12 protein-coding genes are annotated in these 15,419 nt (G+C 63.4%); 7 read left to right on the plus strand and 5 right to left on the minus strand.

Annotation, left to right across the window (positions count from 1 at the left end):
* Positions 1-151 precede the first annotated feature (151 nt).
* The 3 genes from QYC26_RS12995 to QYC26_RS13005 are packed head-to-tail and all read left to right on the plus strand — an operon-like array spanning position 152 to position 2,430.
* Positions 152-946 carry a DUF2092 domain-containing protein gene (locus QYC26_RS12995; protein WP_411197600.1) on the plus strand — a complete coding sequence of 265 codons (795 nt, stop codon included), beginning with the start codon at positions 152-154 and terminating at the stop codon, positions 944-946.
* A complete protein-coding gene (locus QYC26_RS13000) occupies positions 943-1,542 on the plus strand; it encodes a hypothetical protein (RefSeq protein ID WP_317512646.1) in 600 nt (199 codons plus the stop codon). Before QYC26_RS12995 ends, QYC26_RS13000 begins: the two co-directional genes overlap by 4 nt.
* A gap of 24 nt (positions 1,543-1,566) precedes the next feature.
* Complete coding sequence (locus QYC26_RS13005; protein WP_317512647.1) at positions 1,567-2,430, plus strand: hypothetical protein; 864 nt, start codon at positions 1,567-1,569, stop codon at positions 2,428-2,430.
* A 2-nt stretch (positions 2,431-2,432) separates the two neighbouring features.
* On the opposite strand, the gene QYC26_RS13010 is transcribed toward QYC26_RS13005, so the two are convergent.
* A complete protein-coding gene (locus QYC26_RS13010) occupies positions 2,433-3,302 on the minus strand; it encodes a hypothetical protein (protein ID WP_317512648.1) in 870 nt (289 codons plus the stop codon).
* A 416-nt stretch (positions 3,303-3,718) separates the two neighbouring features.
* On the opposite strand from QYC26_RS13010, the gene QYC26_RS13015 reads away from it, so the two are divergent.
* Positions 3,719-5,179: an arylsulfatase gene (locus tag QYC26_RS13015; RefSeq protein ID WP_317512649.1), complete on the plus strand. Its 1,461-nt coding sequence runs from the start codon at positions 3,719-3,721 to the stop codon at positions 5,177-5,179.
* A gap of 132 nt (positions 5,180-5,311) precedes the next feature.
* On the opposite strand, the gene QYC26_RS13020 is transcribed toward QYC26_RS13015, so the two are convergent.
* From QYC26_RS13020 to QYC26_RS13035, 4 genes are all read right to left on the minus strand, one after another.
* Positions 5,312-7,024 (minus strand): SLC13 family permease, encoded by a 1,713-nt coding sequence (locus tag QYC26_RS13020; RefSeq protein WP_317515070.1) that lies wholly within the window; start codon positions 7,022-7,024, stop codon positions 5,312-5,314.
* Positions 7,025-7,245: 221 nt separating this feature from the next.
* On the minus strand, positions 7,246-7,995 hold the full coding sequence (locus QYC26_RS13025) for a PepSY domain-containing protein (protein WP_317512650.1): 750 nt from the start codon (positions 7,993-7,995) through the stop codon (positions 7,246-7,248).
* A complete protein-coding gene (locus tag QYC26_RS13030) occupies positions 7,992-8,708 on the minus strand; it encodes a PepSY domain-containing protein (RefSeq protein WP_317512651.1) in 717 nt (238 codons plus the stop codon). Before QYC26_RS13030 ends, QYC26_RS13025 begins: the two co-directional genes overlap by 4 nt.
* A 17-nt stretch (positions 8,709-8,725) precedes the next feature.
* A complete protein-coding gene (locus tag QYC26_RS13035) occupies positions 8,726-11,416 on the minus strand; it encodes a TonB-dependent receptor plug domain-containing protein (protein WP_317512652.1) in 2,691 nt (896 codons plus the stop codon).
* A gap of 502 nt (positions 11,417-11,918) precedes the next feature.
* On the opposite strand from QYC26_RS13035, the gene ahpC reads away from it, so the two are divergent.
* The 3 genes from ahpC to QYC26_RS13050 all read left to right on the plus strand — a co-directional run bounded on the left by ahpC (position 11,919) and on the right by QYC26_RS13050 (position 15,144).
* On the plus strand, positions 11,919-12,482 hold the full coding sequence (ahpC, locus tag QYC26_RS13040) for an alkyl hydroperoxide reductase subunit C (RefSeq protein ID WP_317512653.1): 564 nt from the start codon (positions 11,919-11,921) through the stop codon (positions 12,480-12,482).
* A gap of 88 nt (positions 12,483-12,570) precedes the next feature.
* Entirely contained in the window at positions 12,571-14,154 is a 1,584-nt protein-coding gene (gene ahpF / locus QYC26_RS13045) for an alkyl hydroperoxide reductase subunit F (protein WP_317512654.1), read from the plus strand.
* 210 nt (positions 14,155-14,364) lie between these two features.
* Positions 14,365-15,144 carry a hypothetical protein gene (locus QYC26_RS13050; protein ID WP_317512655.1) on the plus strand — a complete coding sequence of 260 codons (780 nt, stop codon included), beginning with the start codon at positions 14,365-14,367 and terminating at the stop codon, positions 15,142-15,144.
* Positions 15,145-15,419 lie beyond the last annotated feature (275 nt).

The raw sequence follows: 15,419 nt of genomic DNA on the forward strand, positions 1-15,419 counted from the left end.
CGAAACAGGCGTATTCAGCGTAATCCCCGATGGGGGGTGTTTGCCCGAATGGCGATAGTCGGGCTGTTCGCGAGGCTTGCTGCCGCGATCGTGCCGCAGGGGTCGAGCGACGGCCGGTATTGGAGGTAACGAACCGATGGCCAATGCGAAAATGCGAAATTTGCTGCTTGCCCTTGCCTGTATCGGCGCCGGGGCTTCTCAGGCAGCGAGCGCACAGGGGAGCGCGCAGGGCAGCGAACAGGGCGGCGCCGCAACCGCCAATGCCGCGATCGACGCCCAGGCGATGGCCGCGATGGACCGAATGAGCGCGGCGCTGCGATCGATCGCGAATTTTTCGGTGAAAACCGACGCCACGACCGAAGTCGTCCTGGAAGACGGGCAGAAGATCCAGTTCGGCGCGCGCGTCGACCTCAAGGTGCGCCGGCCCAATGCCTTTCGGGTGAGCACGGAGGCGGACACGCAAAGCCGCGAGATGTTCTATGACGGCAAGAACTTCACCGTCTATGCGCCGCGGCTGGGCTATTATGCCAGCTTCGCCGCGCCGCCGAGCATCGGCCAGACGCTTGAGGTTGCGCGCACCAAATATGGGCTGGAAGTGCCGCTGGCCGACCTGTTCGAATGGGGCACCGACCAGACCATCCGTTCGCGTATTCAGGAAGCGATGGTGATCCGCCCCGAACGGATCGATAAGCGCACCTGCATGCATTACGCCTTCCGCCAGGAAAAGGTGGACTGGCAGGTATGGGTGGAGGAGGGCGCGCAGCCCCTGCCGTGCAAGCTGGTGATCACCAGCCGCGACGATGCCTCCATGCCCCAATATACGGCGGTCCTGCATTGGGACCTGACCACCCCGGTCGAGGCATCGGCACTGGCGTTCACGCCCCCTGCCGATGCGCGCAAAATTCCGATCACTGAGGTGGCCGCACAGCAAGGAGGTGCACAATGAAACAGGTCTTCGGCAGGAGCCTCGCCGTGATCGGCGTTGGTGCGCTGGCGCTGGGCGGCGCGCCGCTCAACGCCTTTCCGATCGCATGGCCCGCGCCAACGGCGCCGCTTCCCGCGATCGGCGCAGGGCTGGGCGATGTCGCCTCCGCCGCCCAGCGGCCCAAGCGGCCTGCGGGCGGGGGCGGCCATGTGTCACGCCCGCCCGGTGGCGGCGGCGGGCATGCGCGTCCGCCCGGCGGGGGCCATGCATCGCGCCCCGGCGGCGGGCACCATGGTGGCGGGCCATCGCATGGCCGCCCGCCTGCACGCGGCAGCGCGAATATCAACATCAATCACAATTACAACGGCGATAGCCATTATCACGGCCGCCACGACCATTGGGATGATGATTGGGACGACCACTGGCATCCGGTGCGCACCGCCGCCACGGTGGCGGTGACCGCAGCGGTCGTGGGCAGCATCGTGCGCAGCATTCCCCCGAATTGCAGCAGCGTGATGGTCAACGGGATCAACTACTCGCAATGCGGCAATACCTGGTACCAGCCGCAATATGCGGGATCATCCGTCCAATATGTCGTCGTCAACCCACCACGCTGACAAAGCCCGGCCGCGGAGAGCTGCATGACCATCGTTCAGATATTGAGCCTGACGCTCACGGTGAGCATCATCCTGATGCTCTTTTCCCTGACGCTGCGTGCGCGCTTCGCGGACCTTGGCTATCTGTTTACCCATTGGAAACTGGGGCTGGGCGCGCTGATCGCGATGTTCGTCATCGTGCCGGGCGTGGCCATTTTCCTGGCCGGGATGCTCGATCTCGACCCGGCGGTGCAGGTGGCGCTGGTGGCGATCGCGCTGTCGCCCCTGCCGCCGATTTTGCCGGGCAAGCAGATCAAGGCCGGGGGCCATGCCTGTTATGTGACCGGGCTTCTGGTTCTGGCGACAATCGCGTCGGTCGTGATCGCGCCTTTCGGCGTATCCTTTGCGGCCCATCTGCTGGGTGCGGAGGGCAACATCACGCCGATGGATATCGTGCCGCCGGTGGCGATATCGATCCTGCTGCCGCTTGTGCTGGGGCTGGTGGGCGCGCGGGTTCTGGGGCGCCATATCGACATTGTCAGCCAGGTGACGAGCAAGGCCGGGTCGGTTTTGCTCGTCGTCGCGATGCTTGGGCTGCTGATCGTGCTCATGCCGGCGATGTGGCAGCTGATCAAGCAGGGCACGCCGATTGTGTTGACGGTTGCGATCCTGATCGGGCTGGCGGCAGGCTTTCTGCTTGGAGGCAAGGATCGTGGCGACCGGACCGCGCTGGCGCTGGCCGCCGCCACCCGCCATCCGGGCGTGGCGGTTGCGATTGCGAGCCATAGTTTTCCCGATGCGAAGATGGCGCCGGCGGCGATCCTGTTGTCGCTCGTGATTTCGACGATCATTTCCCTGCCGCTCCTCCACCTGCTGACGCGGGAAGAGGGCGGACAGGCGGCGCAATGAGGTCAGAATGATCCCTGAAGGATCAGCGCCGGGCCATTGAGCTTGTAGCGGACGCGCCCGTTCCAGCTGTCCTTGTCCACGCCAAGCCGATAATCGACATAACGATAGGCAAGGCCAAGGCTGACATGATCGAAAATCCGGTAGCTCAGGCCGCTCTGGATATTGATGAGCTTGCCGTCATAGTCATCGATCTTGAGCGACAGATAATCGATCCGCGCATTCGCCTCCAGCCGGGGCGCGATCTTCCAGGTGCCGAACAGGCCGAGCGTGGGCAACGGGGCGAACACCTTTTTCCGCCGGGTTGTGGTGGAGACACCGCCGCCGCCGGCTGCAGCCTCACCCGACAGCGAAACCCGGAAGTTCGTGGCATGAAGCCCCAGCGCCGCCCCGATCTCGATATTCGGCTCCTGCACAAAGGCATAGCCCGCAGTCAGCCGGTAAATGTCGCTGGAGAAGCTGCTTTCGACATTGGCGGACACCGGATAGGTGACGCCGTCGAAGGTAATATCGCGGAGCAGGCCAACCTCGCCGCTGCGTTTGACCTTGAAGAAATCCGCGCCGAGGATGACGCGGCCCAGACGGGCGCCGGCGGAAATAGCGGGCAGCACCTCTCGGTTGTCGAGATCGAGATCGCCTTCGAGATCGATGTTCGACCCGATGCTTTGCTGCGTTTCGGCGGTGACGCGCACATCCGTGTCGAGCGTGGGATAATAGGCCTGGACGTTGAGCCAGTAATTATCGTCAAGCGTCTGGGCCTGGCCCGCCGAAGGCCATAGCGCCGCCAGTGCGACGGCCCCCATGGCCGTGTGCAGGCGGCACCGACGGCCGTATGCAGGAAATGCGGTATTCGGGAATATGCGAAGGCGCGTCATGCTGCACTCCTCCTCTTGGCGCCCGGATCAGGCGGAAACGTGGAAGCAGGACAATGCAGCGACCATTTGGTCGCCCCGGCCCCCCTTCTCCTGTCGCACGCTATCTTGTGGATCGGGGATAAAGCATCGGGGTTTTCCCCATGAGGCACCGGGAAAATTCCTGTGGATATCCGCGTGGTTGATTAATCTCGCGGGGGCAGCCTTGTGACGGCATTCGGCGGCCGTCGCGGGCGTTTCGAACCATGGCGCATGTGCGTCCAAGGCGCCTGACCACCGATGCCGCGCAAGAGGATCCGCGATGATCCTTTGGCCGGCTTGCGGCGATCATGGGACGATCTCAGGGGTTATCCCGATGCAGCCACGCGGCGCCCCCGTTCAAGCTGACGATGACCGAAGGTGCAATGGAGTCTTTAAGGATGGCCAAGAAACCGAATATCCTCATCATCTGGGGCGACGATGTCGGAATGTGGAACCTCAGCTGCTATCATCGCGGGATGATGGGCGGTTCAACGCCGAACATCGACCGGATCGCGGAAAAGGGCATGATCTTCATGGATCACTATGCCCAGGCATCCTGCACGGCAGGGCGTGCGGCCTTCATCACCGGGCAATATCCGATCCGCGTCGGGCTCAGCACCGTTGGCCTGGCCGGCGCGCCGCAGGGCATGCAGAAGGAAGACCCGATGATCGCCGAACTGCTCAAGCCCCATGGCTATGCCACCGGCCAGTTCGGGAAGAACCATCTTGGCGACCGCGACGAGCATTTGCCGACGATGCACGGGTTCGATGAATTCTTCGGAATCCTCTATCACCTGAACGCCGGGCAATATAGCGAGGAATATGATTATCCGAAGGACCCGGAAGTCGCGAAGGCCTTTGCCTGGCGCGGCGTGACCCACAGCAAGGCCGATGGCAAGGGCGGCCAGACGATCGAGGACAAGGGACCGTTCGGTTCGGAGCGGCAGAAGACGCTCGACGATGAGTTCATGGTCGAATCCAAGCGCTTCATCCGGGACGCGGTGAAGGCCGACAAGCCGTTCTTCGTGTGGCACAACACGACCCGCATGCATTACCAGACCCATTTGCCGCCCTCCTATGACGGGGTGACCGGTTATGGGCTTTATGCTGACGGCGTGAAGCAGATGGACGACCATGTCGGCGAGCTGCTCGATCTGCTGGAAGAACTGGGCGTGGCCGATGATACCGTCGTCATGTTCTCGACCGACAATGGCGCGGCATCGAACAGCTGGCCCGATGGCGGCAACCAGCCGTTCCGGGGCGAAAAGGGCGTCGGTGGCTATGAAGGCGGTTTCCGCGTGCCGATGGTGGTGCGCTGGCCCGGCCGGATTCAGGAAGGGGTCGCCACCGGAGAGTTCATGGCGATGGAAGACTGGATGCCGACCATCCTCTCTGCGCTTGGCGAACCCGACCTCAAGGACGAACTGCTCAAGGGCAAGAAGGTCGGCGACATGACCTATAAGGTCCATCTCGACGGCTATGACCAGACCGATCTGCTGAGCGGAAAGGGCAAGTCAAAGCGGATGGATTTCTATTACTTCACCGAAACCACCTTGCACGGCCTGCGCTATGGCGACTGGAAGTTCCTGTTCAAGACGCAGGATAAATGGTTCAACGGCATACAGGAAAATCTGAACACGCCGCTTATCACCAATTTGAAGCTCGATCCTTTCGAACGCTTCCATGAGGCGCGCGGGTTTGACGAATGGCAGGAAAACCGATCCTGGACATTGGCGCCGGCGAACGCGCAGATCGCGAAATTCATGAAATCGCTTCAGGAATTCCCGCCGCGTATCAAGAGCCTCGATTTCGACCTTGATGCCATGGTGGCTGACGCCTCCGCATCGCAGACACGGTAAACTTTACGCCCCCGCCGGTACTAGGGTGCCGGCGGGGGCTTTGTTTTTTGCGTTCAGGCCATTCAGCGTTCAGGCCATTCAGCGCTCAGGCCAGCCGGCGTTCCGGTATCAGCCGGACAGGGAATTCCGGTATCAGCCGGACAGGGAAAGCGTTCCGGCGGCGACGCCAACCACGATGATCACCAGCACCGTGCCCATGCGCGCATAATCGGTGAACCGGTACCCGCCCGGGCCCATCACGAGCAGATTGTTCTGGTGCCCGATGGGGGTGAGAAAATCCGACGACGCGCCGATCAGCACCGCGAGCAGCGCGGCATCCGGATCGACCCCGAGGAGCCGCGCAACGCCGATAGCCATCGGCCCCATGATGATCGCGGTCGCCACATTGTTGAGGAAGATCGAGAGCAGCAGCGTGACCGAGCAGAGCGCGGCCAGAACCATGAACAATGGCTGGTCTGACAATATGCCGCCCAGCCACTGCGCGGCGATGGCGGCGGCGCCGCTATCTTCGAAGCTTTGCCCGACGGGGATCATCGCGCCGAGCAGCACCAGCACCGACCAGTCGATCGACCGATAGACATCCTCTGACGGAAGGAGGCGCGCGCCCGCCAAAACCGCCGCGGCACCGACAAAGGCGATGGCGGGCGAAAGCCGAAAGACGACGATCCCGACGATGGCGGCCGCGAAAATGGCGATGATCGCGGCGGCACGCATACGGTTGACGGGCATCGGATCGAGCCGGTCGATCTCGAGCAGGCGGGCGCTGGTCAGGAAGCGGGCGATATGGCCCTTGCGCCCGCGAATATAGAGCTGGTCGCCAGCCTTGATCCGCATGCGCACCAGCGGCTGGCGTTCGCGCGCGATGCGCGGCCCCACGGCGACAACCTCAAGCTGTTCCTGGCTGCGCGTGCGCACTTCGTCATAGCCGCTGCCGATCAACGGCGAGCCGTGCGCGACCACGACATGCGCGGTGACGGCGTCTTCGGCCTCGTTGCGCTGGGCAAGCGCCTCCAACTCGACCGCCTGTGCGATATCCCAGGGGCTTGAGCGCGACAGGATGAGCAGCCGATCCCCGGCCCGGCCGACCTGCGCGACCGCGATCCGGTCGATATGCCGGAATGCCGCCAACACCCGCGCGCCCGCGCTGCGCAGGGTTTCCGGCGAAGGCATGGTGCCGCCATGCGGCACCGCCATTTCGAAAATGCGCCACGGCGCGCGCACCCGCCGATCGGTCCGGTTGCGGATGGGCAATAGCCGCCAGCCAATAAGGACAAGGTAGATCAGGCCCGCGCAGGTGACCGCCGCGCCCACCGGCGTCATCGCGAAGAAGCCGAAGGGCGTGCCCAGTTCCTGTTCCCGAACCGACGACAGGATGAGATTGGCGGGGGTGCCGATCAGCGTGGTCATGCCGCCCAAGATGGTGGCGAAGGCAAGGGGCATCAGCGTTGCGGCGGGCGGCAGGCGCGCATCGCGCGCGACCTCGGTGGCGATCGGGATGGTGATGACCAGCGCCGCGATATTGTTCATGAACGCCGAAAGCAGCGCGCCGATCAGCAACAGGCCCGCCAGCCTGAGCGTGAAGCCCGCGCGCGGCGGAATGGTCAACCGCGCAATGGCGGAGGCCGCACCCGACAATTCGACCGCACGCCCGACCACAAGCACCCCGGCCACCGCCAGAACCGCCGGGTCCGCAAAGCCCTGAAAGGCGTCGCCCGGCTTGACTAGACCGGTGATGAGCGTTGCAAACAACGCGATCATCGCGACCAGATCGTGGCGCACGCGTTCCGATGCGAACAGCGTCAGCGTGGCCAGCAGGATGAGCGTGCTAAGGGTCGCCGGGCTAATTGCGGATCATCCTGCCATCAAAAGGTTGCATCGATTTCCCCTAGTATCGCACGAATTATGCGCACGGTGATAGTGCCGGCAAGCCGCTGACATGCCTGGTAACAGGAACAGTTCGCAGTGAAATGAAGTTCCGTGCGCGCGCGACCGATGGCGTTCGCGGACAAGGCCCAAAAGAGCGCAGAGGACCAAAAGAAAAGGGGGCCGAAGCCCCCTTTGTCGTATCAGGCCGCAGTGACCGGCCGGCTTTTGGGCGTCTTGCGACGGCGCAGCCATTTGAAGTCCGAGCGGTTGAAGCTCTTGAACAGCAGATAGAAGCCCGTGCCTGACAGCCAGAGCGTGCCGAAGGCGACGAAGATGATGAACGGATGGTTGAAGCTGGAGCGGTTCACATAATCCATGTTGTGCAGCATCCAGAAGAAATCCCAGGTGCGCCACATATCACCGCGCATGACGAGGAAGCGCCCGGTTTCGGCCGAGACATAGGCGCTGCTGTTTTCGGCATCGGCAAAGTTCACGCGCCACATGGGGCCGCTATGGTCGCGCGCCTCGAGATTGGCCTTGGGCATCATCGCGATGCTGGTGACCGGCGCCTCGTTCATCATCTGGGCGACCGCGCTGGCGGTTTCCCGATCGATGGTGACGGGGGAGCCATCGGTGGCGTCGGCGAGGCGGATGCCCTTTTCGGTGCGCACTTCATAGATCGGGCGGCCGGTGAGATCGATGAGCGTGATGCCCGTGACCTTACCCATATCCGGGTCCATGCCCTGCAGCCTGGCGGGATCGAAATAATCGCCGCCGGGGAGGACATGGCTGTGCTCCATATGGCCGCCATGCGCGCGGACCTTGTCCTTGTCGAGCAGCGCCATGACCGAGCCGCTGAGCGCCCAGAGGACGAATTGGAGGCCGAGGATCAACCCGACCCATTTGTGGACCCGCCGGAAGAAAAGCGGGGAGAAACGGATGGCTTTCATGCCGCGACCTTCTTTTTCTTCTTTTTGCGGGGAAAGGCCCAGAGCAGCAGCCAGGCGCCGCTGATGGCCATTGCGAACGCGCTCCAGGTGGCGACCCGAAGGAGCGGATTGTTCACATCGGAGCGTTCGTCATAATCCATGATGTGGAGCATCCAGGCGATGTCGAACACCCGCCATGCGGCATGGCGCCGCGAAAGCAGTTCACCGGTCTGCGCCGACAGATAGAGGGTGGGCCGGTTCCAGCCTTCGAATTCCACCTGCCAGAAAGGCGGCTTGCGCCCGCCCATTTCCTGGGGCGCCACGGTCAGCAGCCGGACCGAGGCGATTTCGGCATTGCCGGTATAGATGGCGCGGGCGAGCGCCCGCACCTCAACCTCGCGCGGGGGCGCGAGGCGGGTGCCGGTGCGTGCATCGAACAGGGCGGGCCCGTCGGGCGTTTCCGCACGCCAGACGGGCTGGTCCAAGCGGCGCTGGAGCCGGATTTCGGTTGCGCCGGGTGCCGCCGCCACAATCTGTGACGGCGACGAGAGACCGGCAAGGTCGAACGGCTCGGCTGCCGGGGTGCGGACGAGGTGATCGCCATGGATGTGGTCGATATGGACCGCAACCATGTAGAACCCCGTCAGCGACCAGAGCAGCACCTGCACGCCGACGACAAGGGCAAGCCATTTGTGCGTGCGGCGGGCGACGAGCGGCCAGCGTATCTTAGCCAAGACCCTGTTCCCTTGCCTTAGAAGCCGGTGCGCAGACCGACATAGAACCGGCGACCGAGAAGGTCATAGGTCATCGTGTCGGTGTTGCCATCGGTGAAGCTGCGGATATAGGGCGCCTTGCGATCGAACAGGTTGTCCACGCCGATCTGGAAGCGCGTCTTGTCGTTCACCTCGAACGCGATCTGCGCGTTGTGGTAGAAGACGTTGGGCGTCCGGTAGCCGATATGGGTGGGCTGCGCGTTGAAGTCGGTCGCCTTGCCGATCCACTGGGTGGACCAGGTGGCGATGACATTGTCCTTCTTCGCAGTGAGCGCGCCATAGCCGCGCCATTCCGGATAGCCGCCATTGCCGCCGCCGATATGGCCGTCGAACACGATCGGCGCCGCGCCGAGGAACGGCGTGATCTCGTACTTGTCGAGCCAGGTGACGTTCACGTCGAACGAGAGTTCGACATCGCCGACCGTGCGCGCATAGACGAGGCCGAGATCGAGGCCGCGCATCTGTTCACGACCGGTGTTGATCGTCTGCGCCGACAGGAAGTTGACTTCGCCGGTGAGCGTGCTGCGCGAGAAATCGTCGCAGAACGGGTGCGAGAGATTGGCGCTGGCGTAGCAGACGGCAAGCTTGGTCGACCCCGGGATCGCGCGGATCGCATCCTTGATCTTGATGTCGAACCAGTCCGCGGTGAGCGACAGGCCGGGCACGAGCGCGCTAGGCTGGAATACCGCACCGATCGTCCAGGTCGTCGAGCTTTCGGGCTTGAGGTCACGATTGCCGCCACTGGTGGTGAGGATCGTCGTGCCGATCTGGGTGTAGCCCGCGGGCACGCCCGAGGCCTGGCAGTTGGCGATCAGCGTCGCATTGCCGCTGGCGCTGAAGTTGCTGCACGGATCGGTGGTGGTGAGGTTGCCCTCGACGATGCCGCTGAACAGTTCAGGCACGTTGGGCACGCGGAAGCCGGTGCCATAGGTGCCGCGCAGGCGGAACGCGTTGTTGAGCTGCCAGTCGAGACCGAGCTTGTAGTTCCAGTCGCTGCCGAACAGCTTGTAATCCGAATAACGGACCGCGGCGTCGAGCGTCAGCGCCTTGAAGAAGGGCTTGTCGGCAAGCAGCGGGGCCGAGAGTTCGAGATAGGCTTCCTTGGTTTCGATCTTGCCCGAAACCGGATCCTGCTGGTTGTTGTTGGCGATGCCGGCAACGGTAAGCGGATCGGGGTTACGCCAGCCCTTTTCCTCGCGGTAGGCAAGGCCGGCGGCGAAGGAGAGGGGGCCAGCGGGAAGCTGGACGATCTGGCCGGTCAGGTCAGCGGTGAAGCTGGCGAGTTCGTTGCCGCCGCGATCGACCGAGGTGAAGTGGATATAATCCAGCACCGCCGGGGTAAGATCGCCGTAACCCAGATAGTCGCCGCACGGAATGGCCGCGCCGGGGGCGTTCGAGCACTTCGTCACGTCGAGCGTGTTGGCGACGTTCTGGAGGTTGGCGACGTTGGTCGAGCCGTCCTTCGCGGTGTTGCGGCCAAAGGCGGCCGAGACTTCCCACGACCAGTCATTGGCGAGCTTGCCGCGCAGACCGCCGGTGGCCTGCCAGGTGTTGGTCTTCTGGAAGAAGTGGCGCGGGCCGGCTTCGAGCAGCATGCGGCGCACGACGGTGAGGCTCTGCCCGGTCGGGTTGGTCGGGTGATCGGCCGCGATCGCAAGGTTGCGCAGCGTCCCCGGCGTCGCGAGCTGGTTGCTCTTGCGGTGCGTGTAGAGGAATTCGCCAAAGGCTTCGATATTGTCGGTGATATCGTAATCGGCGAAGACCGAGGTCGAGATACGCTCGATCGGGCTGACCGCGTTCAGCCACTGCCACGCGTTGATGTTGTGCTTGGCCGCGCTGTAGGGTTCGAAGAAATCGCCGTTGCCGCCGAGCACCTGGTTGAAGTTGATCTGCTGGCCATTGGCGAGCACCGCGCGGCCACCGGGGGTGTTGGCGCTGTTGACGCACGACAGCGAGCCGGGGGTGACTTCGGACAGCGAGCAGGCGGCGCGGCTCGTCATGCCGACGGCCTGCGTCTTCTGATAGGTGGCCGCCGCCATGATGCCGCCGCGATCGTTGCGCGCGCCCCAGATGATGTCGCCGGTGAAATCGCGGCCGTCACCCTTGCCGGTGATGCCGTAACGACCGCTGACGCCGAGACCCTCGAAATCGTTGCGGGTGATGAGGTTGACCACGCCGGCGACCGCATCGGCGCCGTAGATGGCCGAGGCGCCGTCCTTCAGCACGTCGGTGCGCGCGAGCGCGACCACGGGGATCATGTTGAGATCGGGGGACGAGTTGGCACCGGTGCCGCCCGCGACGAGGCGACGGCCGTTGAGCAGCACGAGCGTGCGCTTGATGCCGAGGCCGCGCAGGTTGACCTGGGCGGTGCCATAGCCGTTGCCGGTCCAATAGGCGTTGGTCTGGTTACCCGAGAAGCCGGCCACCGCGGGAATGCGCTGCAGCACGTTTTCGATGTTCACGACGCCCGAATTCTCGATCTGCTCGGCCGAGAGGACCGTTGCCGGACCGACCCCCGCCAGATCCGGACGCTTGATGCGCGAGCCGGTGACGACGATGTCGCCGCCCGTATTTGCTTCCGCGCCGTTCACCGCTTCCTGTGCGTGAACAGGCATGGCGATACCCGCCAGCATGGTTGCGCCGAGAAGCAGCGCGACCCCCTTCTTCATAACGATTGCTCCCTGATCATGATTTTTATCGGCGCTAATCAGCACCGGTTGTATATACAGGTCAAGGGATAAACATCGTTCAATATCAATATATTAAGTCGATGTGTCCGAGATGCGACCTGCATTGTTAATACGCAGGGGGAATCCATAGCCCTCACCATTTGTGAAATATTTTTCCGTGTGCGGAGGTGCGCCTGTAATTCTTTCCCCGCGCGGGGCGATACGCCGCATCTTTCTATCGCGCCATTGGGCAGAATGTCATGGCCGCGTGTCGGGTGGGCCGGGGGCAGGGGGGAAGGGCAACGCCGGCCATGCCACGCGGCCGTCAAAATAAGCGGCGATAGGGACGCGTGGGGCTGGAAGCGCCCCCACTGATCGATTATATATCTTTTGTGGCGGACAATGATCGGTTGGTTCGATCACTGAGAACAGGATTAGCAATTTGGGATCCGGGGTCCGATCACCTAGATCCTGATCATCAACCAAGCATGGAGATTTGCGAATGGGCATTATTGGTAGCTCGATCAAGCCGTTCACCGCGCAGGCGTTCAAGGAAGGCAAGTTCGTCGAAGTCAGCGACGCAGACGTGCGCGGCAAGTGGGCCGTTTTCTTCTTCTACCCGGCCGACTTCACCTTCGTGTGCCCGACCGAGCTCGAAGATCTCGCCGATGTGTATCCGACGCTCCAGAAGATGGGCGTGGAAGTCTATTCGGTTTCGACCGACACGCACTTCAGCCACAAGGCTTGGCATGACACCTCGCCGGCGATCGGCAAGATCAACTATTACATGCTGGGCGACCAGAACCACGACATCAGCAACAACTTCGGCGTTCTGCGCGAAGGCGTCGGCCTGGCCGACCGTGCAACCTTCGTCGTCGATCCCGAAGGCGTGATCCAGGTCATGGAAATCACCTCGGAAGGCGTCGGTCGCAACGCGACCGAACTCCTCCGCAAGATCAAGGCTGCGCAATATGTCGCAGCGCACCCCGGCGAAGTGTGCCCGGCGAAGTGGGAAGAGGGCGAACAGACCCTGGCCCCGTCGCTCGACCTCGTCGGCAAGATCTAATCCCCAGCGGGTTTGATCGGGAAGCGGGGGCGCCACAGGGCGTCCCCGCAACCCTCCCCCGCGCTCAGCAATCATTTGGAGTCAGATCATGTTGGACGCAAACCTCAAGCAGCAGCTTCAGGCCTATCTTCAGAACATCCGGGAACCGATCGAGCTGGTAGCCTCGCTCGACGACAGCCCGAAATCGGCCGAACTCAACACCCTGCTCGAGGACATCGCATCGCTTTCGGACAAGGTTTCGGTGGTTCGCGCCGATGATGATGCGCGCCGCCCGAGCTTCATGATCCGGCGTATCGGCACCGATATCGGCGTTCGCTTTGCGGGCCTGCCGATGGGCCATGAATTCACCTCTCTGGTGCTTGCCCTGCTGCAGGTTGGCGGTCATCCGTCCAAGGCCGCGCAGGATGTGATCGAGCAGGTGAAGAATCTCGACGGCGATTTCGCCTTCGAAACCTATTTCTCGCTGTCGTGCCAGAATTGCCCCGATGTGGTGCAGGCGCTCAACCTGATGGCGGTGCTCAACCCCCGGATCAGCCATGTCGCCATCGACGGCGCGCTGTTCCAGGACGAGGTGACCGATCGCAAGGTGATGGCGGTGCCCACCGTGTTCCTGAACGGCGAGCCTTTCGGCCAGGGCCGGATGGAGCTGGAGCAGATCGTCGCCAAGATCGACACCGGCGCCTCGGCGCGCGCGGCCGAAAAGATCAAGGCCAAGGATGCGTTCGACGTGCTCGTCGTTGGCGGTGGCCCCGCCGGCGCGGCGGCCGCAATCTATGCCGCGCGCAAGGGCATCCGCACCGGCGTTGCCGCCGAGCGGTTTGGCGGGCAGGTGCTCGACACGATGGCGATCGAGAATTTCATCTCGGTCCCGCACACCGAAGGCCCCAAGCTCGCCGCGCATCTCGAGCAGCATGTGAAGGAATATGATGTCGACATCATGAACCTGCAGCGTGCCGTGGAGCTGGTGCCCGCAGCGAGCGCAGGGGGCCTGCACGAAGTGAAACTGGAAAACGGCGCATCGCTGAAGGCGCGCACCGTGATCCTGTCGACCGGTGCCCGCTGGCGCCAGATGAACGTGCCGGGCGAGGACGAATATCGCAACAAGGGCGTGGCGTATTGCCCGCACTGCGACGGCCCGCTGTTCAAGGGCAAGCGCGTGGCGGTGATCGGCGGCGGCAATTCGGGCGTCGAAGCGGCGATCGACCTTGCCGGGATCGTGGCGCATGTCACGCTCATCGAGTTCGACAGCGAACTGCGCGCCGATGCGGTGCTCCAGCGCAAGCTGAAGAGCCTGCCCAATGTCGACATCCTCACCTCGGCGCTGACCACCGAAGTGAAGGGCGACGGCGAGAAGGTGGTTGGCCTGAGCTATAAGGACCGCACCACCGACGCGGTGCACGAGATCGCGCTCGAGGGCATTTTCGTCCAGATCGGCCTGGTGCCCAACACCGAATGGCTGAAGGGCACGATCGCGCTCAGCCCGCGCGGCGAGATCGAGATCGACGCACGCGGCGAAACCTCGTTGCCCGGCGTGTTCGCGGCGGGCGACGTCACGACCGTGCCGTACAAGCAGATCGTGATCGCGATGGGCGAAGGCTCGAAGGCGGCGCTTTCGGCATTCGACTATATGATCCGGCTGGCCCCGGCCGAAGAGGTGGCAGCCGCCGCCTGAAGCAGATCCCAAGCAGCCCGCAAGCGGGTCGCACTGCAGCGAACGCGCGTCCGGCACCATAGCCGGGCGCGCGTTTCTTCATGGGGGGAATAACCACATAGTTTCGAGGGGCTTGACCGGGGCAGGAGGATGCGAGAGCATCGCGCCTGACGGAACGCGCGGCGGGGTTTACCGCGCCGGTGGACTGGCGCTTGGCGATAAGGTGGCCGGATGAAGATATCGTCGATCCTCAACAGTTGCGCGGCGGCGGCTCTGCTTGTGCCCGTTTCCGCTTATGCCGCGACTCCGGCAGAGATTGCCGATCTGGTCGGCGCGCGCGCGGCGGGCGGCGAAAGCGCGATGGAAAGCCGGGGCTATGTCAACATCAAGACCGAAAAGGGCGATGACCGGTCGTGGGAATATTGGTGGCAACAGGCGCGCAAGCAATGCGTGACGATTGCGGTGGTGGACGGGCGGTTCGACGCGATCACCGCGACCAGCCCGGTCGACTGCAACCACAAGCCGAGCTCTGGCGGGTCGGGCGCGGCGGCGGCGATCATCGGCGCGATCGCGCTGAGCCACAAATCGCATCATCACGATACTGGCACCCATTATGACGATGCGGCGTCGGAAGCGGCCTATGAGCGCGGTTATCGCGACGGGCTGTATCATCAGAGCTATCATAATTACGATCGCTCCGACGCCTATTCGAGCGGTTATGCGGCGGGCGTGGAACAGCGCGGCCACGAAACCAGCTATCGCAACGATCATCGCGGCGGCGCGGGATACCGCCCCTCGGTGGATGTGAGCGACCTGGAAGGCGCGCGGGGATCGTCGGCGGACAGCGAGATGCGCCGGCGCGGCTTTAGCGATGTCGACGGATTGAAGAGCGGCAACACATCCTACACCATCTGGTATAATGGCCGGACGCGGCAATGCCTGCAAATGGGCGTGGCCGATGGCCGGGTGGTGAACCTGACCGATATCGGCAGCGCGCCGAAATGCCGCTGAACCGGGGGCGCGGGGTGGCGGCCGACTGACGAGATATAAGCAGCCCGCAAGCGGGTCGCACTGCAGCGAACGCGCGTCCGGCACCTGTGCCGGGCGCGCGTTTCGTTATGGGGTGGTTGGGCGGAGGTGGTCTGCCACGCCCCACAATCTGTGCCGTTTGAGGCTATCGATCCGCTCCCCGCCCCAAGACATTCTTTAGGACGACAACGCAAACAAGAACGACCATTGAAGACAAGAAAAATGACTGTCCTGCGTTTGGACCTCTACCAGAAAAA

Source organism: Sphingomonas sp. C3-2 (genome assembly GCF_033025475.1).
GTDB lineage: Bacteria > Pseudomonadota > Alphaproteobacteria > Sphingomonadales > Sphingomonadaceae > Sphingobium_A.